This window comes from Salmonella sp. SAL04213 (genome assembly GCF_046550535.1).
Taxonomy (GTDB): Bacteria; Pseudomonadota; Gammaproteobacteria; order Enterobacterales; family Enterobacteriaceae; genus Salmonella; species Salmonella enterica.
Map to the genome: position 1 here is coordinate 67,096 of NZ_JBGDXS010000013.1, position 22,811 is coordinate 89,906.

Consider the following 22,811-nt stretch of genomic DNA (forward strand, 5'->3'; position numbering starts at 1 on the left):
GCATTTACGCCGCCATCCGGCATCGTGTTCGTAAAAATACCGGATGGCAGCTTCGCCTTATCCGGCCTACGGTTTTGATTGTTCCGGTTTCCAGGAGTAAATAGTGCAAAGTGTTGATGTAGCAATAGTTGGCGGAGGCATGGTGGGACTGGCTGTTGCCTGCGGCTTGCAGGGGAGCGGTTTGCGCGTTGCGGTACTGGATCACGTTGTCCCCCAGCCGTTGGCGAACGATGCGCCGCCTCAGCTTCGGGTGTCGGCGATTAATGCCGCCAGCGAAAAACTGCTTACCCGTCTTGGCGTATGGTCAAACATTGTGGCGCGACGGGCAAGTTGCTACCACGGTATGGAAGTCTGGGATAAAGACAGCTTTGGCCGTATTACGTTTGATGACGCAAGCATGGGATATAGCCATCTGGGGCATATTGTTGAAAACAGCGTCATTCACTATGCACTGTGGCAAAAAGCGCAGCAAGCGGCGGATATCACCTTAATGGCGCCAGCGGAGTTACAGCAGGTCGCCTGGGGGGAAAACGACGCCTTCCTGACTTTAAAAGACGGCGCGATGTTAACCGCGCGTCTGGTGATTGCCGCGGATGGCGCCAACTCCTGGCTGCGTAACAAAGCGGATATTCCCTTAACTTTCTGGGACTACCGTCACCATGCGCTGGTAGCGACTATCCGCACCGAAGAGCCGCACGGCGCGGTTGCTCGCCAGGTGTTTCATGGTGAAGGTATTCTGGCGTTTTTGCCGTTAAGCGATCCGCATCTGTGTTCCATTGTCTGGTCGCTTTCTCCGCAGGATGCGGAGCGTATGCAACAGAGCGGCGACGAGGCGTTTAACCAGGCGTTGACTATCGCCTTCGATAATCGGCTGGGCTTATGCCGCCTGGAAAGCGAACGGCAGGTTTTTCCGCTGACGGGCCGCTATGCTCGCCAGTTTGCCGCGCATCGTCTGGCGTTAGTCGGCGATGCCGCGCACACCATCCATCCGCTGGCAGGGCAAGGCGTCAACCTCGGCTTTATGGACGCGGCCGAACTGGTGGACGATCTGCGCCGGCTTCAGCGCCAGGGCAAAGACATTGGCCAACATCTTTATCTCCGTCGTTATGAGCGTAGCCGTAAACATAGCGCGGCGATGATGCTTGCCGGGATGCAAGGTTTTCGTGACCTGTTTGCCGGCGAAAACCCGGCAAAAAAATTGCTGCGCGACATCGGGCTGAAACTGGCGGATACGCTCCCCGGCGTCAAACCCCAACTGCTTCGCCAGGCAATGGGGCTAAACGACCTTCCGCAATGGCTTCGTTAAGCGTCTGACTGCACGCCAGCAAGAATTTGAAACCCGTCACACTTCGCTTTCCCGGCTATCGCGCCGGGGGGCTTTCCTCGTTTGAAATAATCTAATTTCACCGCCTATTTCGCATTATATTTTCTAATGTCATTATTTTTAGCGAACGCGATTTTCGACATTTTTTCCGCATTTAATATTAATTTATGTTGTGATAAATCGTATCAGCTTCCTTTTTATGACGGTTATTTAGCGTAATAGTGGTTTTTTGTGCTGATGGGATTTTAGCGTTTTTTAGTCATAAGCTAATGTGATGGTAAATTCAGCCTTATGGTTTAGCGCCTGGTTCGGTGGTAAGTTCAGGAGCAAGAGAACGTTTGCGTCGGCGCAGGAAAAAGAGCGTCGATGCCAGGTTTCGTGGCGAAGATTTCCCATGAAAATGGTTGTTAGCCCCCGCTAATTCAACGAGGAAAAGATGGCCCAACAGACGCCTTTGTACGAACAACACACGCTATGCGGCGCCCGCATGGTCGATTTTCATGGCTGGATGATGCCCCTGCATTACGGCTCTCAGCTTGATGAACACCACGCTGTGCGCACCGATGCCGGGATGTTTGATGTATCGCATATGACCATTGTCGATCTTCATGGCAGCCGCACCCGGGAGTTCTTGCGTTATCTGCTGGCAAACGACGTCGCGAAGCTAACGAAGACGGGTAAAGCCCTCTACTCCGGTATGCTTAACGCATCGGGTGGCGTGATTGATGACCTTATCGTCTACTACTTCACTGAAGATTTCTTCCGTCTCGTTGTTAACTCCGCCACCCGCGAAAAAGACCTCTCCTGGATTACCCAACACGCTGAACCTTATGCCATCGACATCACCGTTCGTGACGACCTGTCGCTGATTGCGGTACAGGGGCCGAATGCGCAGGAAAAAGCGGCGACTCTGTTTACTGACGAACAGCGACATGCAGTAGAAGGTATGAAGCCGTTCTTCGGCGTTCAGGCGGGCGATTTGTTTATCGCCACCACCGGTTATACCGGCGAAGCAGGCTATGAAATCGCCATGCCGAATGAAAAAGCGGCGGATTTCTGGCGTGCGCTGGTGGAGGCGGGCGTGAAGCCGTGCGGTCTTGGCGCGCGCGACACGCTGCGTCTGGAAGCAGGCATGAACCTGTACGGTCAGGAGATGGATGAAGGTATCTCTCCGCTGGCGGCTAATATGGGATGGACTATCGCCTGGGAACCTGCTGACCGCGACTTTATTGGCCGTGAGGCGCTGGAGATGCAGCGTGAAAAAGGCCATGAGCAGCTTGTCGGTCTGGTGATGACCGAGAAAGGCGTATTGCGTAATGAACTGCCGGTGCGTTTTACCGATGCGCAGGGCAATCAGCAAGAAGGCATTATCACCAGCGGGACGTTTTCCCCAACGTTGGGCTACAGCATTGCGCTGGCGCGCGTTCCGGCGGGCATCGGCGAGACGGCGATTGTACAAATTCGTAACCGTGAAATGCCGGTAAAAGTGACTAAACCTGTTTTTGTGCGTAACGGCAAAGCCGTCGCGTGATTCATCCTTTTTTGGAGATTAATTGATGAGCAACGTACCCGCAGAACTGAAATACAGCAAAGAACACGAATGGCTGCGTAAAGAAGCGGATGGCACTTACACCGTTGGCATTACTGAACACGCTCAGGAGCTGTTGGGCGATATGGTTTTTGTTGATCTGCCGGAAGTCGGCGCGACCGTAAGCGCGGGCGACGACTGCGCCGTGGCGGAGTCCGTAAAAGCGGCGTCCGACATTTATGCGCCGGTAAGCGGCGAGATCGTGGCGGTAAACGATGCGCTGAGCGACTCCCCGGAGCTGGTGAACAGCGAACCGTATGCCGGTGGCTGGATCTTTAAAATCAAAGCCAGCGATGAAAGCGAACTTGAATCGCTGCTGGATGCCACCGCGTACGAGGCATTGTTAGAAGACGAATAATGTTGTGCCGGATGGCGCTAATGCTTATCCGGCCTACTCACTGCAACGCGAATTATTTTGCGTATTCGTTTTCGCACGCGTAGGCCCGGTAAGCGTCAGCGCCACCGGGCAATTGAGTTAGAGACAATCACGATTCACTGCACGTTTCAGGAACCATCGCCCATGACACAGACGTTAAGCCAGCTTGAAAACCGCGGCGCTTTCATTGAACGCCACATCGGACCGGACGCCGCGCAGCAGCAAGAGATGCTGAATGCGGTTGGCGCCGAGTCGTTAAACGCGCTGACAGGTCAGATTGTGCCGAAAGACATTCAGCTCGCGACTCCGCCGCAGGTTGGCGAGGCGGCAACCGAATATGCCGCACTGGCGGAATTAAAAGCCATCGCCGGGCGTAACAAGCGCTTCACGTCCTATATTGGCATGGGCTACACCGCCGTGCAGCTACCGCCGGTTATCCTGCGCAACATGCTGGAAAATCCGGGTTGGTATACCGCCTACACTCCTTATCAGCCGGAAGTCTCTCAGGGGCGTCTGGAAGCGCTGCTCAACTTCCAACAGGTGACGCTGGACCTGACAGGGCTGGACATGGCTTCCGCCTCGCTGCTGGATGAAGCGACCGCCGCCGCTGAAGCGATGGCGATGGCAAAGCGCGTCAGCAAATTGAAAAATGCCAACCGGTTCTTTGTCGCCTCTGATGTCCATCCGCAAACTCTGGACGTCGTGCGTACTCGCGCCGAAACCTTTGGCTTTGACGTCATTGTGGATGACGCGGCGAAAGCACTGGATCACCAGGATGTGTTTGGCGTGCTGTTGCAGCAGGTTGGCTCCACGGGCGAAATTCACGATTACAGCGCGCTGATTAGCGAACTCAAAGCCCGTAAAGTGATTGTCAGCGTCGCCGCCGACTTTATGGCGCTGGTGCTGCTTACCGCGCCGGGTAAACAGGGCGCGGACATTGTTTTCGGCTCTGCGCAACGCTTCGGCGTACCGATGGGGTACGGTGGCCCGCACGCGGCGTTCTTTGCCGCCAAAGACGAATTTAAACGCTCCATGCCAGGCCGTATTATCGGCGTCTCAAAAGATGCGGCGGGCAATACCGCACTGCGCATGGCGATGCAGACTCGCGAGCAGCATATCCGCCGTGAGAAAGCGAACTCCAACATTTGTACCTCGCAGGTACTGCTGGCTAACATCGCCAGTCTGTATGCCGTTTATCATGGACCGGTTGGCCTGAAACGCATTGCGAATCGTATCCACCGCCTGACCGATATTCTGGCGGCCGGTCTGCAACAGAAAGGCTTAAAGCTGCGTCATGCGCACTACTTTGACACGCTGTGTGTGGAAGTAGCTGATAAAGCTGCGGTACTGGCGCGTGCGGAAGCGGCAGAGATCAATCTGCGCAGCGATATTCATAACGCGGTGGGTATTACGCTCGATGAAACCACCACCCGTGAGAATGTGGCGCAGTTGTTCAATGTTTTGCTGGGCGACAGCCACGGTCTGAACATTGAAACACTGGATAAAGACGTGGCGCTTGATAGCCGTTCCATTCAGCAAAGTATGCTGCGTGACGATGCGATTCTGACGCATCCGGTATTTAACCGTTACCACAGCGAAACCGAGATGATGCGCTATATGCACTCGCTGGAGCGTAAAGATCTGGCGCTGAATCAGGCGATGATCCCGCTGGGTTCCTGCACCATGAAGCTGAACGCCGCCGCCGAGATGATCCCTATCACCTGGCCGGAATTCGCTGAACTGCATCCGTTCTGCCCGCCGGAACAGGCGGAAGGATATCATCAGATGATTAGCCAGCTTTCTGACTGGCTGGTGAAACTCACCGGGTACGACGCCGTCTGTATGCAGCCTAACTCCGGCGCACAGGGGGAATACGCGGGGCTGCTGGCGATTCGTCACTATCACGAAAGCCGCAACGAAGGGCATCGCGATATCTGCCTGATTCCGGCCTCTGCTCACGGCACTAACCCTGCTTCTGCACATATGGCAGGAATGCAGGTGGTGGTAGTCGCCTGTGATAAGAACGGCAACATCGACCTGGACGATCTGCGGGCAAAAGCAGAACAACATGCTGCGAACCTTTCTTGCATCATGGTGACCTATCCGTCCACCCACGGCGTGTATGAAGAAACGATCCGTGAGGTGTGTGAAGTTGTGCACCAGTTCGGCGGTCAGGTTTACCTTGACGGCGCGAACATGAACGCTCAGGTCGGCATTACCTCACCGGGCTTTATTGGCGCGGACGTTTCGCATCTTAACCTGCATAAAACTTTCTGCATTCCGCACGGCGGCGGTGGCCCAGGCATGGGACCGATCGGCGTGAAAGCGCATCTGGCACCGTTCGTACCGGGCCATAGCGTGGTGCAAATCGAAGGCATGTTAACCCGTCAGGGCGCGGTGTCTGCGGCGCCGTTCGGTAGTGCCTCTATCCTGCCAATCAGCTGGATGTACATCCGCATGATGGGCGCAGAAGGCCTGAAGCAGGCAAGCCAGGTCGCGATTCTTAACGCTAACTACATTGCCAGCCGTCTGAAAGACGCGTACCCGGTACTGTATACTGGTCGCGATGGCCGTGTGGCGCACGAATGTATTCTTGATATTCGTCCGCTGAAAGAAGAAACCGGCATCAGCGAGCTGGATATTGCCAAGCGTCTGATTGACTACGGTTTCCACGCGCCAACCATGTCGTTCCCGGTGGCGGGCACGCTGATGGTTGAACCGACGGAATCTGAAGGTAAGGCTGAGCTGGATCGCTTTATCGATGCGATGCTGGCTATTCGCGCAGAGATTGACCAGGTGAAAGCGGGTGTCTGGCCGCTGGAAGATAACCCGCTGGTGAACGCGCCGCACATTCAGAGCGAACTGGTCGCCGAGTGGGCGCATCCGTACAGCCGTGAAGTTGCCGTATTCCCGGCAGGCGTGGCAGACAAATACTGGCCGACGGTGAAACGTCTGGATGATGTTTATGGCGACCGCAACCTGTTCTGCTCCTGCGTACCGATTAGCGACTACCAGTAATTTGCTGATTCGACTGTCTTCTAAAGGCGCTTCGGCGCCTTTTCAGCTTGTTAATAAAGTGCGCTTTGTTTATGTCGGATGCAGTGTGAGTGCCTTATTCAGGCTACAAAGTGTTACTAATTCAATATATTACAGTAAATCGTTGGCTCCTGTCAGGCAATCTGGCGTTTGTATCAGTGTATTAGCCAGAATTAAATTACCGGTTTTTTAGAGCCTAATGATTCATTGTGCATCATTTTTACCTTGCTGTTATTTAATCAAAACAACACAGTATATTTACATATAGTTACAAATAGTTTCTCTCCGGAATCGTTATTTACCTCTCAATATAGTTACAAAAATTTCCGTATATTAAATTCATCAAGCTATTAATTTAAATTATAAATTAAAAATAAACATAAATAACGTAAATATTTATTAACTTAGCGCTTTGTTTTTTATACCTGGAGGGAATAATGAAACGATTTATATTTCTGCCATTAATGACATATTTTCTATTAATGAATGCAATGGCAGCTAACGGAGAAAATAATCCCAGTAATCTATTGGGTGCACCAGTTAATACCGCTATTTCTGGTGGTTCAGTATTGCCGGAAGGAAAGTTATTAACCGCCGTGAATAGCTCATTTCGCGATAAAGATCATCAAATCGAGGGGCACGGAAGTCCGGATGTTTACTCCCAGATATGGTTATTGAAGATTCGTTACGGTTTGACCGACAGACTGGAATTATCAACTGTGGGTTCCTATATCAATAACAAACGAGACAATCTGTCTCCTGAGCACATAGAGGGAATGGGCGACCAATCGGTGGGGGTCAATTATGCTTTAATGAGCCAGCGAAGAGGTGATCCGTTTTGGGTTACGGTAGGTGGGGCAGTATTACTACCCACCGGGCAAGATGGAGATAATCATTTGCCTGGGAATAGCGCCTGGGGAGGAAGAGTAACACTCACTTTAACAAAATTATTTACTCCTAACATTAAAGGGGATATGGGTTTTGTCTATCAGGGACCATTTGAGCGCGGTAACCAGGACGTGAAACGAGGTAACGAATTCCAGTGGAATACCCAGGTGCGGTATATGTTTAGCGATTTACCGCTGGATCTTGGTCTGGAAAGTGCCTACAGCAATAATGCCTCTGGAACGAAAAAACTGTCTAATGGCAGCGTAATTAATAACCATTCTGGAACTACCGAATGGGTTGTTGGTCCGTCATTTAATATTGCCGTCGATTCACTGAAATTATGGTTTGGTGCCGGAGCCTTCTTCCCGGTAATGCAGGAAGCGAAGTCGCCAACCAAAATGGAAGATGTACGCTGGGAATTTAAAATAGGTAAGACCTGGTAAGACTCGTTCAAAGTGTTACCCGCCGACTGGCGGGTAACGTGCAGGAGTTAAAGCTTCTCGCCGTTGCTGGCAATCACCTCTTTGTACCAGTTGAAGCTCTTCTTACGCGAACGCGACATATCGCCCGTACCGTCATCGTGCTTGTTCACGTAGATGAAGCCGTAGCGCTTGCTGTACTGACCGGTGGTGAACGAGACGCAGTCGATGCAGCCCCACGGCGTGTAGCCCATCAGGTCGACACCATCGTAAGTCACCGCTTTTTTCATCTCTTCAATATGGGCGCGCAGGTAGTCAATTCGGTAGTCGTCGTTGATGCTGCCATCTTCTTCTACTTTGTCGTAAGCACCAAAACCGTTTTCGACAATAAACAGCGGCTTTTGATAGCGTTCGTACAGTTCACACAATGAATAACGCAGGCCCACCGGGTCAATCTGCCAGCCCCAGTCAGATGCTTTAACATAGGGGTTCGGTACGCTGCCTTCAAAACCGGAAATCGCATCGCCGCTACCGCCTTCGGCTTTGACCGCGTTGGTCATGTAATAACTGAAACCAAGATAATCGCAGGTGCCTTCGCGCAGCACTTCAAGATCGCCATCGTCCATTTTGATGTTAAATCCGCGGCGCTCCCACTCGTTCAACACATAGGACGGGTAGTAGCCGCGCAACTGCACATCAGTAAAGACATAGCGTTCACGCATCGACTCCTGAGCAAACATCACATCTTCTGGTTTACAGGAGAAAGGATACAGCGCGACCATCGCCAGCATACAGCCCACTTTCATCTGTGGGTTAATGCGACGTGCCGCTTTTACCGCCAGCGCGCTGGCGACAAACTGATGATGTAAGACCTGATACATGGTTTCTTCTGGATTCTCATGCTCGGTATACACCACGCCGGAACAGCAGTAGCCAAACAGCGGCGCGCGCCAGTTTCGCTGATTGTTGATTTCGTTGAAGGTCATCCAGTATTTGACCTTATGTTTGTAGCGTTCAAACACGACTTCAGCAAAACGGACAAAGAAATCAACGACCTTACGATTGGTCCAGCCGCCGTAGTGCTGTACCAGATGTAATGGCATTTCAAAGTGGGAAAGGGTGATGACCGGTTCGATGTTGTATTTGAGTAACTCATCAAACATGTCGTCGTAGAATTTCAGACCGGCCTCGTTTGGCTGGGATTCGTCGCCATTCGGGAAGATACGCGTCCAGGCAATAGAGGTACGGAAGCATTTGAACCCCATTTCGGCGAAAAGACGGATGTCTTCTTTGTAATGTCCGTAAAAATCCACCGCCTCGTGGTTCGGATAGTATTTGCCAGCAACGACATTCTGGGTGATTTTGCGTGGCACGCCGTGTGCGCCGCCGGTTAGCACGTCGCAGATGCTGGGGCCTTTACCGTCTTTATTCCAGCCGCCTTCAACCTGGTGTGCGGCAACCGCGCCGCCCCATAAAAAATCTTTTGGCAGGGTGAGTTTTCTCATTGTTGCATAATCTCAATTTATTTAGTCTGTTATCATTCATTCTGCACCAAATGGCATGTAAAGCGTACGCAAAATTCCAGGATGCTCGCGTGTCGGGACAAGAACACATTCAGATCGTAACATCCACTTCAAGGGGCCATATTCAGGGGATAACCACATGCAGCCAAACGACATTACTTTCTTTCAACGTTTCCAGAATGACATTCTGGCAGGGCGTAAAACCATCACTATTCGTGATGCCTCCGAGTCCCACTTTAAAGCAGGCGATGTGCTACGCGTGGGACGGTTCGAAGATAATGGCTATTTTTGCACAATCGAAGTGACAGGAACGTCAACTGTGACGCTGGATACGCTGAACGAAAAACATGCGCAACAGGAAAATATGTCGCTTGATGAGCTGAAACGGGTCATTGCTGAAATCTATCCCAACCAGACGCAATTTTATGTGATTGATTTTAAATGCCTTTGATAAACATGAACGCGTGTTAGTTGAGTTTTTGTAGTTAACTTATTGAATAATAAACAAAATTTAATTTTGCGAATTTATTTTAGCTAACATGTGTTCACTGGAACCATTCTCAGTTACGCTAGAGGCGCAGTTCATCGTTATGAACGTTTCTCCGGAGTAAGTTATGGTGCAAAAACCATTAATGACGCAGGGATATTCGCTGGCTGAGGAAATCGCCAACAGTATTAGCCACGGCATTGGATTGGTATTTGGTATTGTCGGCCTGGTGCTGTTGTTGGTTCAGGCGGTAGAGGCGAATGCGGGTATGACGGCTATCGCCAGCTACAGTTTATATGGCGGGAGCATGATCCTGCTTTTTCTTGCCTCAACGCTTTATCATGCCATTCCTCATCAGCGGGCAAAAATCTGGTTAAAGAAATTTGATCACTGCGCTATCTATCTGCTCATTGCCGGAACCTATACGCCATTTCTGCTGGTAGGTCTGGATTCGCCGCTGGCGCGCGGACTAATGATTGTGATCTGGAGCCTGGCGCTATTCGGTATCCTCTTCAAGTTGACGATTGCGCACCGATTTAAAGTGCTTTCACTGGTTACGTATCTGGCAATGGGCTGGCTGTCGCTGATAGTGGTTTATCAGTTGGCGATTAAGCTGGCGATAGGCGGCGTGACGCTGCTGGCGGTAGGTGGCGTCGTTTACTCGCTGGGCGTAATTTTCTATGTTTGCAAACGCATACCTTATAACCACGCCATCTGGCATGGCTTTGTGCTGGGCGGCAGCGTGTGCCACTTCCTGGCCATCTATTTGTATGTGGGACAGGCGTAATTCCCGGATGCCCGTGCCGGATGGCGGCGCTGTCGTACCTTATCCGGCCTACGAGAGCAGCACGTGCGAGCCTGATGGCGTTGCGCTATCAGGCTATCCGGCTTTTAACGTGATATCATTCTTCCAGCGAGTAAGGCAGCGGGACGATATGCAGGGTGTTGGCATCGTCGCGAACGCGGAAGACGCTTTCGGCTTCTAAATCGTTATTCATGACGGCCTGAACCAGTAACTGACCATCGTCCAACTGCGTCGCCGCCAGAATAGCGCCGGTACGACGCCAGTTCTCGCCCATCTGTAGCTCCAGATCTTCTCCTGCTTCCGGTACCCGGCTGGCTTTGCCCGCCAGCAACCAAAGCGCGCGTTTATTGGCGCCGCGGAATTTTGCCCGTGCGACCATCTCCTGTCCGGTGTAGCAGCCTTTCTTGAAGCTGATGCCGCCCAGCGCCTGTAGGTTAGTCGCCTGGGGGATAAACTGACCGCTGTTCGCCGCGTCAATCACCGGAATGCCTGCTTCAATATCCAATGCCAGCCACTGTTGACTGTTATTCAGTTCGGCTTCGCCATGCAACTTCTCCGTTAACATGTTGGCCGTCGCGACATCGGTGACAAGCAGGAATCGTTCCGCAGGATGTTCAAACCATAGCAGCGTGGAGGCGCCGTCTCTGACCACCTGATTTTCACTATTGGGCAGTTCGCTAAAGACATTAGCCAGCGCCGCGCGGGCCTGAAAACCTGCCACGCCAAGCAATACGCGTTCGTCATCCGGCGCGATGACCACTTTGGAAAATACGGCGTACTTTTTCAGCTCCGTTAATTGTGCTTCACGCACGCTACGGCGTTCAATCCAGGCGAAACCGTCGCGCTCACGGAACAGGCGCAGAGTGCTCCACATCTTACCTTTAGCATCGCAGTGGGCGGCGAGAAGGTGTTGCTGTTCAGTCATCTGGCTTACGTCAGCGGTGACCTGGCCCTGAATATACTTTTCACTGTCTACGCCGGTAATGGTCGACAGCGCCCAGTCGTCAAGCGCGATCAGCGTCAGCGGCAGGCGGGCTGACGATGAAGGATGACGCGGTGGAAAGGAGATAAAAGCCATAAATAATGTCCTGGTTAGCTGCAACAATAATGGTTAATGGTAAAAGAGCCATCGGTCATTGCAAGTGCTTTAAATAGCCCATTGAGAGCGGATTGATCGTTTTGCGAGGCGGTATCCAAAATGGATGAACATATTGATTCCCAGCCTTTTATTTCGCGATCGCGTTCCAGATTACTGAGATTCCCGTAAAACAACGCCAAAAACACGTTACAATAGCCCGGTACTTCATTTTCGCGAGGCAGGAAGAACATGGATATTCACAATAAAGCACGTATTCACTGGGCATGTCGTCGCGGTATGCGCGAACTTGATATTTCCATCATGCCGTTTTTTGAACATGAGTACGATAGTTTAAGTGATGAAGAAAAGCGTATTTTTGTCCGTTTGTTGCAGAGTGATGACCCGGATTTATTTAACTGGTTAATGAATCACGGTAAACCGGCTGACGCTGAACTGGAACAGATGGTCCGACTCATTCAGACACGGAATCGGGAACGTGGTCCTGTGGCAATCTGATTTACGCGTCTCATGGCGCGCTCAGTGGATCTCATTGCTCATTCATGGGCTGGTTGCCGCGGTGATTTTATTGATGCCCTGGCCGCTGAGTTATACCCCGTTATGGATGATACTACTGTCGCTGGTCGTGTTTGACTGTGTACGTAGCCAGCGCAGGATTAATACCTGCCAGGGAGAGATCAAGCTACTCATGGACGGGCGCTTACGCTGGCAGGGGCAGGACTGGACGCTCTTGCATCCGCCCTGGTTACTGAAGAGCGGGATGGTGTTGCGTTTACGCGCAGAGTCTGGACGTCATCAGCATTTATGGCTGGCGGCGGATAGCATGGAAGAAGCGGAATGGCGTGAGTTGCGTCGGATACTGTTACAGCAGCCGATATCAGGCCAACACTGACGGAACGGCGTAAACGCGGTTCCGTCGAGAGGGAAATACAGCGAGTAAGGCTTCAGGCGTAGTGTTCGGCCATTTCGCCGAGAATTTGTTCACACCAGGTCTGTATACGCTCATCGCTGAGATCGTACTGGTTCGTTTCATCCAGCGCCAGGCCGACAAACAGTTGCCCATCCGCAATGACCGGTTTATTGCTGGTAAATTCGTAGCCTTCTGTGGGCCAGTAGCCGACAAATTTAACGCCTTTGAGGGCAAGTTTGTCATGCAACATACCCAGCGCATCCAGGAACCACTCACCGTAGCCGAGCTGGTCGCCCATACCGTAAAGCGCAACGATTTTGCCTTCCAGATTGAGATCGTCCAGTTGCTCCCAGACGGCTTCCCAGTCCTCCTGAATTTCGCCAAAATCCCAGGTGGGGATGCCTAAAATGAGCACGTCGTACTGCTCCATTAAGGCGGGGGCGTCATCCTTAAGGTTATGTAATGTCACCAGCTCCGGGCCGAGAATATCGCGAATTTTCTCTGCGGCCATCTCGGTGTAGCACGTGCTGGAACCGTAAAAAAGACCCATGTTCATTACGTTACATCTCGATTCTGCTATAGCGTTGCGGGTAGTGTAACAGAATCGCTGCATTCACGGCACAATGAGGCATAATGCACCCAAAGTCAGCGTGAAGTGGGGAGCGCGAATGGAACAGGATTTAGCGCGTATTGAGCAGTTTCTGGATGCCCTGTGGCTGGAACGAAATCTGGCGGAAAATACATTAAGCGCGTATCGTCGCGATTTATCGATGGTCGTTGCGTGGTTGCATCATCGCGGAAAAACGCTTGCGACGGCGCAGGCTGATGATTTACAAACGCTGCTGGCTGAACGGGTGGAGGGCGGATACAAAGCGACCAGCTCCGCACGCCTGTTAAGTGCTATGCGGCGCTTTTTCCAGCATCTGTACCGTGAAAAGTATCGTGAGGATGATCCGAGCGCGCAGTTGGCCTCGCCTAAGCTTCCGCAGCGTTTACCGAAAGACCTTAGCGAGGCGCAGGTTGAACGGCTCTTGCAGGCGCCGCTTATTGATCAACCTTTGGAGTTGCGCGATAAAGCTATGTTGGAAGTGCTGTATGCCACCGGTTTGCGCGTGTCGGAACTGGTGGGGCTGACAATGAGCGATATCAGTCTGCGGCAGGGCGTGGTGCGGGTTATCGGTAAAGGCAATAAAGAGCGGTTGGTGCCGTTAGGCGAAGAGGCGGTATATTGGCTGGAAACGTATCTGGAGCATGGGCGTCCCTGGTTACTCAATGGCGTATCGATTGACGTATTATTCCCCAGCCAGCGTGCGCAGCAGATGACGCGGCAGACCTTCTGGCACCGTATTAAACATTATGCGGTACTGGCTGGAATCGATAGCGAAAAACTATCGCCGCATGTTTTACGTCACGCTTTCGCCACGCATTTGCTGAATCACGGCGCCGACTTGCGCGTTGTACAAATGCTACTTGGGCATAGCGATCTTTCGACGACACAAATTTATACGCATGTCGCAACGGAGCGTTTGCGTCAACTTCATCAACAGCACCATCCGCGGGCATGAGTGCTGACAGGAAAGGATAGTTTATGAAAAAGCGTTTTATGATGTTCACTTTACTGGCGGCGGCGTTTTCAGGCGTGGCCCATGCGGATGATGCGGCTATCCGTCAGTCGCTGGCTAAGCTGGGCGTTCAGAGTACGGAAATTCAGGCCTCGCCAGTGGCAGGGATGAAAACCGTCCTCACTCACAGCGGCGTACTGTACGTCACTGATGACGGCAAACATATTATTCAAGGGCCGATGTATGACGTGAGCGGCGCGCATCCGGTAAACGTGACGAACAAACTGCTGATGAGCCAGCTAAATGCGCTGGAAAAAGAGATGATCGTCTATAAAGCGCCGGATGAGAAACATGTCATTACTGTTTTTACCGATATCACCTGCGGCTATTGTCATAAGCTACATGAAGAGATGAAAGATTATAACGCGCTGGGGATCACGGTACGTTATCTGGCCTTCCCGCGCCAGGGGCTGGAAAGCCAGGCGGAGCAGGATATGAAATCTATCTGGTGCGCCAAAGACAAAAACAAAGCGTTTGATGACGCCATGGCAGGTAAGGGCGTGAAACCGGCAAGCTGTGACGTGAACATTGCTGATCATTATGCGTTGGGCGTGCAGTTGGGTGTTAGCGGTACGCCAGCCATTGTATTGAGTAACGGCTATGTGGTGCCTGGCTATCAGGGACCGAAAGAGATGAAAGCGTTTCTTGATGAGCATCAAAAACAGACCAGTGGTAAATAATACGCGTGAAACAACAGAGACAACTTCGTCGGCGCGAGGCTGATGAGACGGCGGAACTCCCCGCCGATCTTCCTCCATTACTACGACGTTTATATGCCAGCCGGGGCGTTCGTAGCGCCCGCGAACTGGAGCGCAGCGTGAAAGGAATGCTGCCCTGGCAACAGCTTAGCGGCATAGATAACGCGGTGGAGATCCTCTACAACGCCTTTCGCGAAGATACCCGCATTATTGTTGTTGGCGATTTTGACGCCGACGGCGCGACCAGTACTGCGCTAAGCGTATTGGGAATGCGTGCGTTGGGGTGTGACAACATCAGTTATCTGGTGCCTAATCGCTTTGAGGACGGCTACGGTTTAAGCCCGGAAGTGGTCGATCAGGCGAAGGCGCGCGGCGCGCAGCTTATCGTCACCGTAGACAACGGCATCTCATCCCACGCCGGCGTAGCGCATGCAAAGACGTTGGGGATTCCGGTGATCGTGACCGATCACCACCTGCCAGGCGACACGTTGCCGGAGGCCGAAGCGATTATTAATCCCAATCTGCGCGACTGCGAATTCCCGTCTAAGTCGCTGGCGGGCGTCGGCGTGGCGTTTTACCTGATGCTGGCGTTGCGAACATTTTTGCGCGACAAAGGATGGTTCGACGAGCGCAACATCGCGCCGCCGAATCTGGCGGAGCTGCTGGATTTAGTGGCGTTGGGTACGGTAGCAGACGTTGTGCCGCTGGACGCTAACAACCGTATTCTGACCTGGCAAGGGCTAAGTCGTATTCGTGCCGGGAAATGCCGTCCGGGAATTAAAGCGTTGCTGGAGATATCGAATCGCGATCCGCAGCAGCTTGCCGCCAGTGATTTAGGCTTCGCGTTGGGGCCTCGCCTGAATGCCGCCGGCAGGCTGGATGATATGTCCGTTGGCGTGGCGTTACTGTTGTGCGATAACCTCGGCGAAGCGCGTGTTCTGGCCAGCGAGCTGGATGCGCTTAACCAGACGCGCAAAGAAATAGAGCAGGGGATGCAGGCGGAAGCGCTTATCCTGTGCGAAAAGCTTGAGCGCAGTAGTGAAACGCTTCCGGGCGGTCTGGCGATGTATCATCCTGAATGGCATCAGGGCGTGGTCGGAATTCTGGCGTCGCGCATTAAAGAGCGTTTTCACCGCCCGGTGATCGCCTTTGCGCCTGCGGGCGACGGCACGCTAAAAGGCTCAGGCCGTTCGATTCAGGGGTTGCATATGCGCGATGCGCTGGAAAGGCTGGATACCCTTTACCCTGATCTGATGATCAAGTTCGGCGGTCATGCGATGGCGGCGGGATTGTCGCTGGAAGAGCATAAATTCGAGCAGTTTCAGCAACGTTTTGGCGAGCTGGTGACGGAATGGCTCGATCCTGCCCTGTTGCAAGGCGAGGTGATCTCCGATGGTCCATTAAGCGCGGCGGAGATGTCTATGGAAGTGGCGCAACTGTTGCGGGATGCCGGACCGTGGGGGCAAATGTTCCCGGAACCGTTATTCGATGGTCGTTTCCGTCTGCTACAGCAGCGTCTGGTGGGCGAGCGTCACCTCAAGGTGATGGTGGAGCCTGTCGGCGGCGGCCCGCTGTTGGATGGCATCGCATTTAATATTGATACGACCTGTTGGCCGGATAACGGCGTGCGGGAGGTAGAACTGGCTTATAAACTGGACATTAACGAGTTTCGCGGCAACCGTAGTTTACAGATTATTATCGATGATATTTGGCCGCTATGATAGGGGCGATTTAACAACACTTTCGCTGTAATTAAGGGGCGAAATCCGCTAATATTTCGCCCTTATAACCGCATTTTGACAAGTCAAATAAAAGAAATCAGACCATGTTTGAAATTAACCCGGTGAATAACCGCATTCAGGACCTCACGGAACGCACCAACGTTCTTAGGGGGTATCTTTGACTACGATGCTAAGAAAGAGCGTCTGGAAGAAGTAAACGCCGAGCTGGAACAGCCGGATGTCTGGAACGAACCTGAGCGCGCGCAGGCGCTGGGAAAAGAGCGTTCATCGCTCGAAGCGATCGTCGATACGCTTGATCAAATGACTCAGGGGCTGGACGACGTTTCCGGGCTGCTGGAACTGGCGGTAGAAGCTGACGACGAAGAGACGTTTAACGAAGCCGTCGCGGAACTGAATACGCTGGAAGAGAAGCTGGCGCAGTTGGAATTCCGTCGGATGTTCTCCGGCGAGTACGATAGCGCCGATTGCTATCTCGATATTCAGGCCGGTTCCGGTGGTACTGAAGCGCAGGACTGGGCCAGCATGTTGCTGCGTATGTATCTGCGTTGGGCGGAAGCGCGCGGCTTCAAGACGGAAGTCATTGAAGAGTCGGAAGGGGAAGTCGCCGGCATTAAGTCCGCAACTATCAAAATCTCCGGCGAATATGCCTATGGCTGGCTGCGCACTGAAACCGGCGTACATCGTCTGGTGCGTAAAAGTCCGTTCGACTCCGGCGGTCGCCGTCATACCTCGTTTAGCTCCGCGTTTGTGTACCCGGAAGTGGACGACGATATCGATATCGACATTAACCCGGCGGATCTGCGTATCGACGTCTATCGCGCGTCTGGCGCAGGCGGTCAGCACGTTAACCGTACGGAATCCGCCGTGCGTATCACCCATATTCCCACCGGGATTGTGACGCAGTGTCAGAACGACCGTTCGCAGCACAAAAACAAAGACCAGGCCATGAAGCAGATGAAAGCGAAGCTTTATGAACTGGAGATGCAGAAAAAGAACGCTGAAAAACAGGCGATGGAAGACACTAAGTCTGATATCGGCTGGGGAAGCCAGATTCGTTCCTATGTCCTGGACGATTCCCGCATTAAAGACCTGCGTACTGGGGTGGAAACCCGCAATACACAGGCGGTACTGGACGGTAGTCTGGATCAATTTATCGAAGCAAGTTTGAAAGCAGGGCTATGAGGAATCAACATGTCTGAACAAAACGCACAGGGCGCTGACGAGGTAGTCGATCTTAACAATGAAATGAAGGCACGTCGCGAGAAGCTGGCTGCACTGCGTGAGCAGGGTATCCCGTTCCCGAACGATTTCCGTCGTGACCGTACCTCAGACCAACTGCACGCAGAGTTTGACGCGAAAGAAGCTGAAGAACTGGAAGCGCTGAATATTGAAGTGTCCGTCGCGGGCCGTATGATGACTCGCCGTATTATGGGTAAAGCCTCTTTTGTTACCCTGCAAGACGTAGGCGGCCGCATTCAGCTGTATGTGGCGCGCGATGATCTGCCGGAAGGCGTTTACAACGAGCAGTTCAAGAAGTGGGATCTTGGCGATATCCTCGGCGCGAAAGGTAAGCTGTTCAAAACCAAAACCGGCGAGCTGTCTATCCACTGCACCGAACTGCGCCTGCTGACGAAAGCGCTGCGTCCGTTGCCGGATAAATTCCACGGCCTGCAGGACCAGGAAGCGCGCTATCGCCAGCGTTATCTGGATCTCATCTCTAACGATGAATCCCGTAACACCTTCAAAACCCGTTCGAAGATCCTGGCCGGTATTCGCCAGTTTATGGTTGCTCGCGGCTTTATGGAAGTCGAAACGCCGATGATGCAGGTGATCCCAGGCGGCGCGTCTGCCCGTCCGTTTATCACCCATCACAACGCGCTGGATCTGGACATGTACCTGCGTATCGCGCCGGAACTGTACCTCAAGCGTCTGGTGGTTGGCGGCTTCGAACGCGTATTCGAAATTAACCGTAACTTCCGTAACGAAGGCATCTCCGTGCGCCATAATCCTGAGTTCACCATGATGGAACTCTATATGGCGTATGCGGACTACAAAGACCTGATCGAACTGACGGAGTCTCTGTTCCGTACGCTGGCGCAGGATGTTCTGGGCACCACCCAGGTTCCGTACGGTGATGAAGTGTTTGACTTCGGTAAGCCGTTCGAAAAACTGACCATGCGTGAAGCGATCAAGAAATATCGTCCGGAAACGGATATGGCTGATCTGGACAACTTCGATTCCGCGAAGGCGATTGCTGAAAGCATTGGCATTCACGTCGAGAAGAGCTGGGGTCTGGGCCGTATCGTCACCGAGATCTTTGACGAAGTCGCTGAAGCGCATCTGATTCAGCCGACCTTCATCACCGAATATCCGGCTGAAGTGTCTCCGCTGGCGCGTCGTAATGATGTGAACCCGGAAATCACTGACCGCTTCGAGTTCTTTATCGGCGGTCGTGAAATCGGTAATGGCTTTAGCGAGTTGAACGATGCGGAAGACCAGGCGCAGCGTTTCCTGGATCAGGTTAATGCAAAAGCGGCGGGCGATGACGAAGCCATGTTCTACGACGAAGACTACGTGACGGCGCTGGAACACGGTTTACCGCCGACAGCGGGTCTGGGAATTGGTATCGACCGTATGGTGATGCTGTTTACTAACAGCCACACGATTCGCGACGTTATTCTGTTCCCGGCGATGCGTCCGGTGAAATAAGATGTAAATTGCCGGATGGGGCATTAGCCGCCATCCGGCATCTCTTCGTTCAGACGTAGCGCCATCAGGCAATTTTTAACGCTGGCAGTAATTGAGCAGTCGTTCACGCGCTTGTTCGTCTGACGCTTGCATGACCATCCACGGGCTAAATGCCCACGGCGTAGCGAGAAGGCTTTTCCATACGCTTTTAAATTCGCTCCACTGATAGTCCATCACCTCTTCGCTGTTAACCTGTAACATACTGGTTGTCCGCGCGGCAAATACCGGACAGACTTCATTTTCCACAATACCGTTTGGATCTGTCGCCCGATAGCTGAAGTGCGGATAGACGGAGGTGAGATCGGTAATTTCCACGCCGAGTTCGAACCGACAACGGCGGATGATCGCCTCTTCGGTGGTTTCGCCTTGTTGCGGATGACCGCAAACCGAATTCGTCCACACGCCTGGCCAGGCTTTCTTGCTCAGCGACCGTCGTGTTACCAGCAACTGGCCATTTTCGTTAAATAGCCAGCAGGAGAAAGCCAGATGCAAAGGCGTATTAAGCGTATGAGCCGCATACTTTTCCAGTGTGCCGGAAGGCTTATCCTGCTCATCCAATAAAACGACATGTTCCTCAGTCATGAAAGCTCCTGAAAATTAAAATGATCCGGCAGCATGGCCAGGCCATATACTCAGACGATCAGCGTAGCGCATAACAGAAAGAAAGGCATTACCAAAACAGGCCCTGACAGAACGCAGACGAGCGCCATTGCGCCGTGAGTCGATATTATGCTGGCATATCGGATATTCGCGGCATCATCATCCGCGCGGACCCTTTCCGGCGTCAATGGATTGGGCATACGGCATTTGGCTGCTATCATAAGGCGTCTGTCAATAGAGTGAGGAATGGTTTTGAGCGCAGGACGCCTGAACAAAAATAGCCTGGGTATTGCGGTGCTGTTATGCACAGGGCTGCTGCTGGCGGGGTGTTCCAGTAATTCCGGCTCAGGAACGTATTCCGGCTCCGTCTATACCGTTAAGCGCGGCGATACGTTGTATCGTATATCGCGCGCCACGGGAACCAGCGTGAAAGAACTGGCCCGACTGAATGGCATTTCTCCGCCTTATACTATTGAGGTGGGGCAGCGAATTAAAGTGCGCGGCAGCGCAAAGAGTAGCAGTTCAACACGCAAAACCAGCAATAAAACAGCAACAAAAACTGCTGCGGTCAGACCGTCATCTTCGGTGCCAAAATCCTCCTGGCCGCCGGTGGGGCAGCGTTGTTGGGTATGGCCTGCTAACGGTAAAGTGATTTTACCTTATTCCACCGCGGAGGGCGGAAATAAGGGGATCGATATTGCGGGCGCGCGCGGAACGCCTGTTTATGCGGCGGGAGCGGGTAAAGTTGTCTATGTCGGGAACCAGCTGCGCGGTTACGGCAATCTCATCATGATTAAGCACAATGAAGATTACATTACGGCTTACGCTCATAATGACACCATGCTGGTTAATAATGGACAAAGCGTTAAAGCGGGGCAAAAAATCGCTACGATGGGCAGCACGGATGCCGCATCCGTAAGACTACACTTCCAGATTCGCTACCGGGCGACGGCCATCGATCCGCTGCGTTATCTGCCGCCGCAGGGGAGTAAACCGAAGTGCTGACGGTGAATTAATCGCCAGTCAGCCAGTAAGTCTCTTGCCAACCAGAGCGTAAGGTTTATAATGCCTTACGCATCTCAAAGCGGGCGTAGTTCAATGGTAGAACGAGAGCTTCCCAAGCTCTATACGAGGGTTCGATTCCCTTCGCCCGCTCCAGACAAATATCTTCTAGTATTTACTAAATCCACGAATTTACAGCAATTTTCCGTGTCGGCCCCACAGTACACAGGGTTTCAATACCTATGTCGGACGGCTATTATCAGCTGGCGACTCCGGTAATGACTTTATCATTCAGCCCGCAGCACAACGATGCCCGGTCTGGAATGCATGTATTCCATAAACGGTGTGTCCACCACTTTTCTGTTTGCGGCCAATGAGGAGGCGTTCCTGAACCACACCTGTTCATCATGGCGAACTACTATACCCACATGTGAAACGTCCAGCCCGTCAAGCGGGGAGTAGACACCGATATAATCCCCGTTTTTTAGGTGGTTCATGACCTGCTGGTTGATGGCTCTTCCGGGAATGTAATTTATTTTACGAGGATGGATGCCCAGACCAGGAATGTACTCGCCGCCATCAGGTTTATGGTTAAGCTGCTTGTCAACAACGATATAATCAGGGCTGATATCCGGCGTTACATCCCGTGCATTACGCGGTGCTGCGGCGAACCAGTCAGAGAAGAAGTGCCTGCGGCTGAGATAAGCAACTTTGCCCGCGGCGTAGCGAGTCCTGGCAAGATTATGCAGAAACGATTTCTGATTATCGCTGCGGGCCAGGGCCTCAACGTAATCAGCCAGGGTAAAGCAGTCCACGCCGTTGAAATTCGCTACAAGGACTTCGGGGGTTCCAGGCCCACCGATGAGCGTATCCGCCTGATAAGGTGTTCCGAGAAAAGCAGACGATACGCGGCTAATAACTTCTCCATGGTTTTCGCCTTTATAAGGAATGACATCCGACTGGATAATCCGGCTTACTTTTTCTGCCGTAACGCTGTCCATGCTGGTCTGATATTTTTCTGTGCCAGGGACGGCACAGGCCGTCAGATGCGCCGACATAAGCAAAATTGTCCATGCATTTACCTTCATTATCATCTCCGGAAAGGTTCAAATCCCTTTTTTACCTTTACCGGAAATGGTTGTGATGGATACAGAAAAACGCCAGAGGTTGATTACAGGTTGAGTAATATGAACGCTGATGATGATAAATGTGAAGATCATCATACGACTTTATTCGCCGTTGTTTTTTGCCTGATCGTCAAAGCCAACATGCCCCTTCAGGCTGGCGATACATACCGGTCAAATCCGTGCCGAACTGGCCCGCAAGGGAACACCTGTCGGGCCTTATGACCAGATGATTGCTGGCCATGCCCGTAGCCGCGGACTGGTCGTTGTCACAAACAATCTCCGCGAGTTTGAACGCATTCCGGGTATCCGAATCGAAGACTGGTGCTAATTTCTGCATCAGATGTTATCCCCGGATTCAAACTCTTTTCCGGATTGTAGTGGCACAGTCAATTTGGTTAGCTGCTTAATGGTGGTTTGCATCACATTTTTAGCTGGTGGTATTTTTTTATGTTGACTGGAGATATCTGCCAACAGCATAACTTTTACGGCCAGATAATAAATAAAAGAGTACCAAAATGTCGTATTCTGACATGTTTACGAAGGGAGTACCGCTCCCTTCTTTTTTTTCCTGGATACTCACTGAACAATGCCGTTACTGCCCGATAACTGCCGCCCCCCCCTCACCATAGCCGTTTCCTGCAACTAAGTCACAGACGTTGATTTACCAGGCCGATATGCCTTCTTTCCCGTTATATACCCTTCATACTTCAAGTGGCTTATGTGTTGGCTACGGATTACTCAGTCCATCCATGGGCCTCGCCCTGACGGGCCGTCGCACGCGACGTTCAAATCTGCTCCCGGCAGATTTGTCGCTCACCCC

General features: G+C 52.3%; 20 protein-coding genes, 1 tRNA gene and 1 pseudogene. 17 read left to right on the forward strand and 5 right to left on the reverse strand.

Features of this window, described 5'->3' with window-relative positions; all coding sequences use genetic code 11:
* Positions 1-103: 103 nt before the first annotated feature.
* The 5 genes from ubiI (at position 104) to ACLJPQ_RS20970 (ending at position 7,655) form a co-directional block, all read left to right on the forward strand.
* Positions 104-1,306 (forward strand): FAD-dependent 2-octaprenylphenol hydroxylase, encoded by a 1,203-nt coding sequence (gene ubiI / locus ACLJPQ_RS20950; RefSeq protein ID WP_001192144.1) that lies wholly within the window; start codon positions 104-106, stop codon positions 1,304-1,306.
* Positions 1,307-1,760: 454 nt separating this feature from the next.
* A complete protein-coding gene (gene gcvT / locus ACLJPQ_RS20955; RefSeq protein WP_000068733.1) occupies positions 1,761-2,855 on the forward strand; it encodes a glycine cleavage system aminomethyltransferase GcvT in 1,095 nt (364 codons plus the stop codon).
* Positions 2,856-2,880: 25 nt separating this feature from the next.
* Positions 2,881-3,270, forward strand: a complete 390-nt coding sequence (gene gcvH, locus ACLJPQ_RS20960) for a glycine cleavage system protein GcvH (protein WP_001295377.1) — start codon at positions 2,881-2,883, stop codon at positions 3,268-3,270.
* Positions 3,271-3,432: 162 nt separating this feature from the next.
* Positions 3,433-6,306, forward strand: coding sequence for an aminomethyl-transferring glycine dehydrogenase (gcvP, locus tag ACLJPQ_RS20965; RefSeq protein WP_000194964.1), 2,874 nt, complete (start codon positions 3,433-3,435; stop codon positions 6,304-6,306).
* 455 nt (positions 6,307-6,761) lie between these two features.
* Positions 6,762-7,655: a transporter gene (locus ACLJPQ_RS20970; protein WP_000819375.1), complete on the forward strand. Its 894-nt coding sequence runs from the start codon at positions 6,762-6,764 to the stop codon at positions 7,653-7,655.
* A gap of 47 nt (positions 7,656-7,702) precedes the next feature.
* Here ACLJPQ_RS20970 and bglA read toward each other — a convergent pair whose 3' ends face one another.
* Complete coding sequence (gene bglA / locus ACLJPQ_RS20975) at positions 7,703-9,136, reverse strand: 6-phospho-beta-glucosidase BglA (protein ID WP_080184781.1); 1,434 nt, start codon at positions 9,134-9,136, stop codon at positions 7,703-7,705.
* 157 nt (positions 9,137-9,293) lie between these two features.
* Between bglA and yqfB the strand changes: the two genes are divergently transcribed.
* Positions 9,294-9,605: a N(4)-acetylcytidine aminohydrolase gene (yqfB, locus tag ACLJPQ_RS20980; RefSeq protein WP_023216364.1), complete on the forward strand. Its 312-nt coding sequence runs from the start codon at positions 9,294-9,296 to the stop codon at positions 9,603-9,605.
* A gap of 163 nt (positions 9,606-9,768) precedes the next feature.
* Complete coding sequence (trhA, locus tag ACLJPQ_RS20985; protein ID WP_000250289.1) at positions 9,769-10,428, forward strand: PAQR family membrane homeostasis protein TrhA; 660 nt, start codon at positions 9,769-9,771, stop codon at positions 10,426-10,428.
* A gap of 115 nt (positions 10,429-10,543) precedes the next feature.
* Here the strand turns inward: trhA and ygfZ are convergent, their stop codons facing one another.
* Positions 10,544-11,524, reverse strand: coding sequence for a tRNA-modifying protein YgfZ (gene ygfZ / locus ACLJPQ_RS20990; RefSeq protein ID WP_000874176.1), 981 nt, complete (start codon positions 11,522-11,524; stop codon positions 10,544-10,546).
* A gap of 249 nt (positions 11,525-11,773) precedes the next feature.
* Between ygfZ and sdhE the strand changes: the two genes are divergently transcribed.
* Complete coding sequence (sdhE, locus tag ACLJPQ_RS20995) at positions 11,774-12,040, forward strand: FAD assembly factor SdhE (protein ID WP_000351186.1); 267 nt, start codon at positions 11,774-11,776, stop codon at positions 12,038-12,040.
* The gene (locus ACLJPQ_RS21000) at positions 12,021-12,434 is read left to right on the forward strand and encodes a protein YgfX (protein WP_000244755.1); all 414 of its coding nucleotides are present in this window, start codon (positions 12,021-12,023) and stop codon (positions 12,432-12,434) included. Before sdhE ends, ACLJPQ_RS21000 begins: the two co-directional genes overlap by 20 nt.
* Positions 12,435-12,486: 52 nt before the next feature.
* Here the strand turns inward: ACLJPQ_RS21000 and fldB are convergent, their stop codons facing one another.
* A complete protein-coding gene (gene fldB / locus ACLJPQ_RS21005; protein WP_001055885.1) occupies positions 12,487-13,008 on the reverse strand; it encodes a flavodoxin FldB in 522 nt (173 codons plus the stop codon).
* Between the two features lie 112 nt (positions 13,009-13,120).
* On the opposite strand from fldB, the gene xerD reads away from it, so the two are divergent.
* From xerD to lysS, 5 genes are all read left to right on the forward strand, one after another.
* On the forward strand, positions 13,121-14,017 hold the full coding sequence (xerD, locus tag ACLJPQ_RS21010; RefSeq protein WP_000434302.1) for a site-specific tyrosine recombinase XerD: 897 nt from the start codon (positions 13,121-13,123) through the stop codon (positions 14,015-14,017).
* A gap of 23 nt (positions 14,018-14,040) precedes the next feature.
* Entirely contained in the window at positions 14,041-14,754 is a 714-nt protein-coding gene (dsbC, locus tag ACLJPQ_RS21015; protein ID WP_000745614.1) for a bifunctional protein-disulfide isomerase/oxidoreductase DsbC, read from the forward strand.
* 5 nt (positions 14,755-14,759) lie between these two features.
* Positions 14,760-16,493, forward strand: a complete 1,734-nt coding sequence (recJ, locus tag ACLJPQ_RS21020; RefSeq protein ID WP_080184780.1) for a single-stranded-DNA-specific exonuclease RecJ — start codon at positions 14,760-14,762, stop codon at positions 16,491-16,493.
* Between the two features lie 104 nt (positions 16,494-16,597).
* A protein-coding gene (prfB, locus tag ACLJPQ_RS21025) for a peptide chain release factor 2 (RefSeq protein WP_010989230.1) occupies positions 16,598-17,696 on the forward strand; the annotation gives its coding sequence in 2 pieces (ribosomal slippage) (positions 16,598-16,672 and positions 16,674-17,696; 1,098 coding nt in all).
* 9 nt (positions 17,697-17,705) lie between these two features.
* Positions 17,706-19,223 (forward strand): lysine--tRNA ligase, encoded by a 1,518-nt coding sequence (lysS, locus tag ACLJPQ_RS21030; protein ID WP_000003339.1) that lies wholly within the window; start codon positions 17,706-17,708, stop codon positions 19,221-19,223.
* A gap of 75 nt (positions 19,224-19,298) precedes the next feature.
* Here the strand turns inward: lysS and idi are convergent, their stop codons facing one another.
* Positions 19,299-19,844 carry an isopentenyl-diphosphate Delta-isomerase gene (gene idi / locus ACLJPQ_RS21035; RefSeq protein ID WP_079954192.1) on the reverse strand — a complete coding sequence of 182 codons (546 nt, stop codon included), beginning with the start codon at positions 19,842-19,844 and terminating at the stop codon, positions 19,299-19,301.
* A 264-nt stretch (positions 19,845-20,108) separates the two neighbouring features.
* Between idi and actS the strand changes: the two genes are divergently transcribed.
* Positions 20,109-20,867 carry an amidase activator ActS gene (actS, locus tag ACLJPQ_RS21040; protein WP_000244328.1) on the forward strand — a complete coding sequence of 253 codons (759 nt, stop codon included), beginning with the start codon at positions 20,109-20,111 and terminating at the stop codon, positions 20,865-20,867.
* A gap of 79 nt (positions 20,868-20,946) precedes the next feature.
* Positions 20,947-21,020 (forward strand) — tRNA-Gly (locus ACLJPQ_RS21045).
* A gap of 131 nt (positions 21,021-21,151) precedes the next feature.
* Here ACLJPQ_RS21045 and ACLJPQ_RS21050 read toward each other — a convergent pair.
* Positions 21,152-21,958: a DUF1460 domain-containing protein gene (locus ACLJPQ_RS21050; protein WP_023888953.1), complete on the reverse strand. Its 807-nt coding sequence runs from the start codon at positions 21,956-21,958 to the stop codon at positions 21,152-21,154.
* A 190-nt stretch (positions 21,959-22,148) separates the two neighbouring features.
* Between ACLJPQ_RS21050 and vapC the strand changes: the two are divergent.
* Positions 22,149-22,319, forward strand: a pseudogene (vapC, locus tag ACLJPQ_RS21055) (tRNA(fMet)-specific endonuclease VapC); the annotation flags it as partial.
* Between the last annotated feature and the right edge of the window lie 492 nt (positions 22,320-22,811).

What these genes read in the sequence shown, in the direction of transcription:
- idi (WP_079954192.1), bottom strand. Translation starts at nt 19,844, where the DNA reads ATGACTGAGGAACATGTCGTTTTATTGGATGAGCAGGATAAGCCTTCC.
- lysS (WP_000003339.1), top strand. Translation starts at nt 17,706, where the DNA reads ATGTCTGAACAAAACGCACAGGGCGCTGACGAGGTAGTCGATCTTAAC.
- actS (WP_000244328.1), top strand. Translation starts at nt 20,109, where the DNA reads ATGGTTTTGAGCGCAGGACGCCTGAACAAAAATAGCCTGGGTATTGCG.
- fldB (WP_001055885.1), bottom strand. Translation starts at nt 13,008, where the DNA reads ATGAACATGGGTCTTTTTTACGGTTCCAGCACGTGCTACACCGAGATG.
- dsbC (WP_000745614.1), top strand. Translation starts at nt 14,041, where the DNA reads ATGAAAAAGCGTTTTATGATGTTCACTTTACTGGCGGCGGCGTTTTCA.
- xerD (WP_000434302.1), top strand. Translation starts at nt 13,121, where the DNA reads ATGGAACAGGATTTAGCGCGTATTGAGCAGTTTCTGGATGCCCTGTGG.
- ACLJPQ_RS20970 (WP_000819375.1), top strand. Translation starts at nt 6,762, where the DNA reads ATGAAACGATTTATATTTCTGCCATTAATGACATATTTTCTATTAATG.
- yqfB (WP_023216364.1), top strand. Translation starts at nt 9,294, where the DNA reads ATGCAGCCAAACGACATTACTTTCTTTCAACGTTTCCAGAATGACATT.
- trhA (WP_000250289.1), top strand. Translation starts at nt 9,769, where the DNA reads ATGGTGCAAAAACCATTAATGACGCAGGGATATTCGCTGGCTGAGGAA.
- ygfZ (WP_000874176.1), bottom strand. Translation starts at nt 11,524, where the DNA reads ATGGCTTTTATCTCCTTTCCACCGCGTCATCCTTCATCGTCAGCCCGC.
- ACLJPQ_RS21050 (WP_023888953.1), bottom strand. Translation starts at nt 21,958, where the DNA reads ATGATAATGAAGGTAAATGCATGGACAATTTTGCTTATGTCGGCGCAT.
- gcvH (WP_001295377.1), top strand. Translation starts at nt 2,881, where the DNA reads ATGAGCAACGTACCCGCAGAACTGAAATACAGCAAAGAACACGAATGG.
- sdhE (WP_000351186.1), top strand. Translation starts at nt 11,774, where the DNA reads ATGGATATTCACAATAAAGCACGTATTCACTGGGCATGTCGTCGCGGT.
- bglA (WP_080184781.1), bottom strand. Translation starts at nt 9,136, where the DNA reads ATGAGAAAACTCACCCTGCCAAAAGATTTTTTATGGGGCGGCGCGGTT.
- gcvT (WP_000068733.1), top strand. Translation starts at nt 1,761, where the DNA reads ATGGCCCAACAGACGCCTTTGTACGAACAACACACGCTATGCGGCGCC.
- gcvP (WP_000194964.1), top strand. Translation starts at nt 3,433, where the DNA reads ATGACACAGACGTTAAGCCAGCTTGAAAACCGCGGCGCTTTCATTGAA.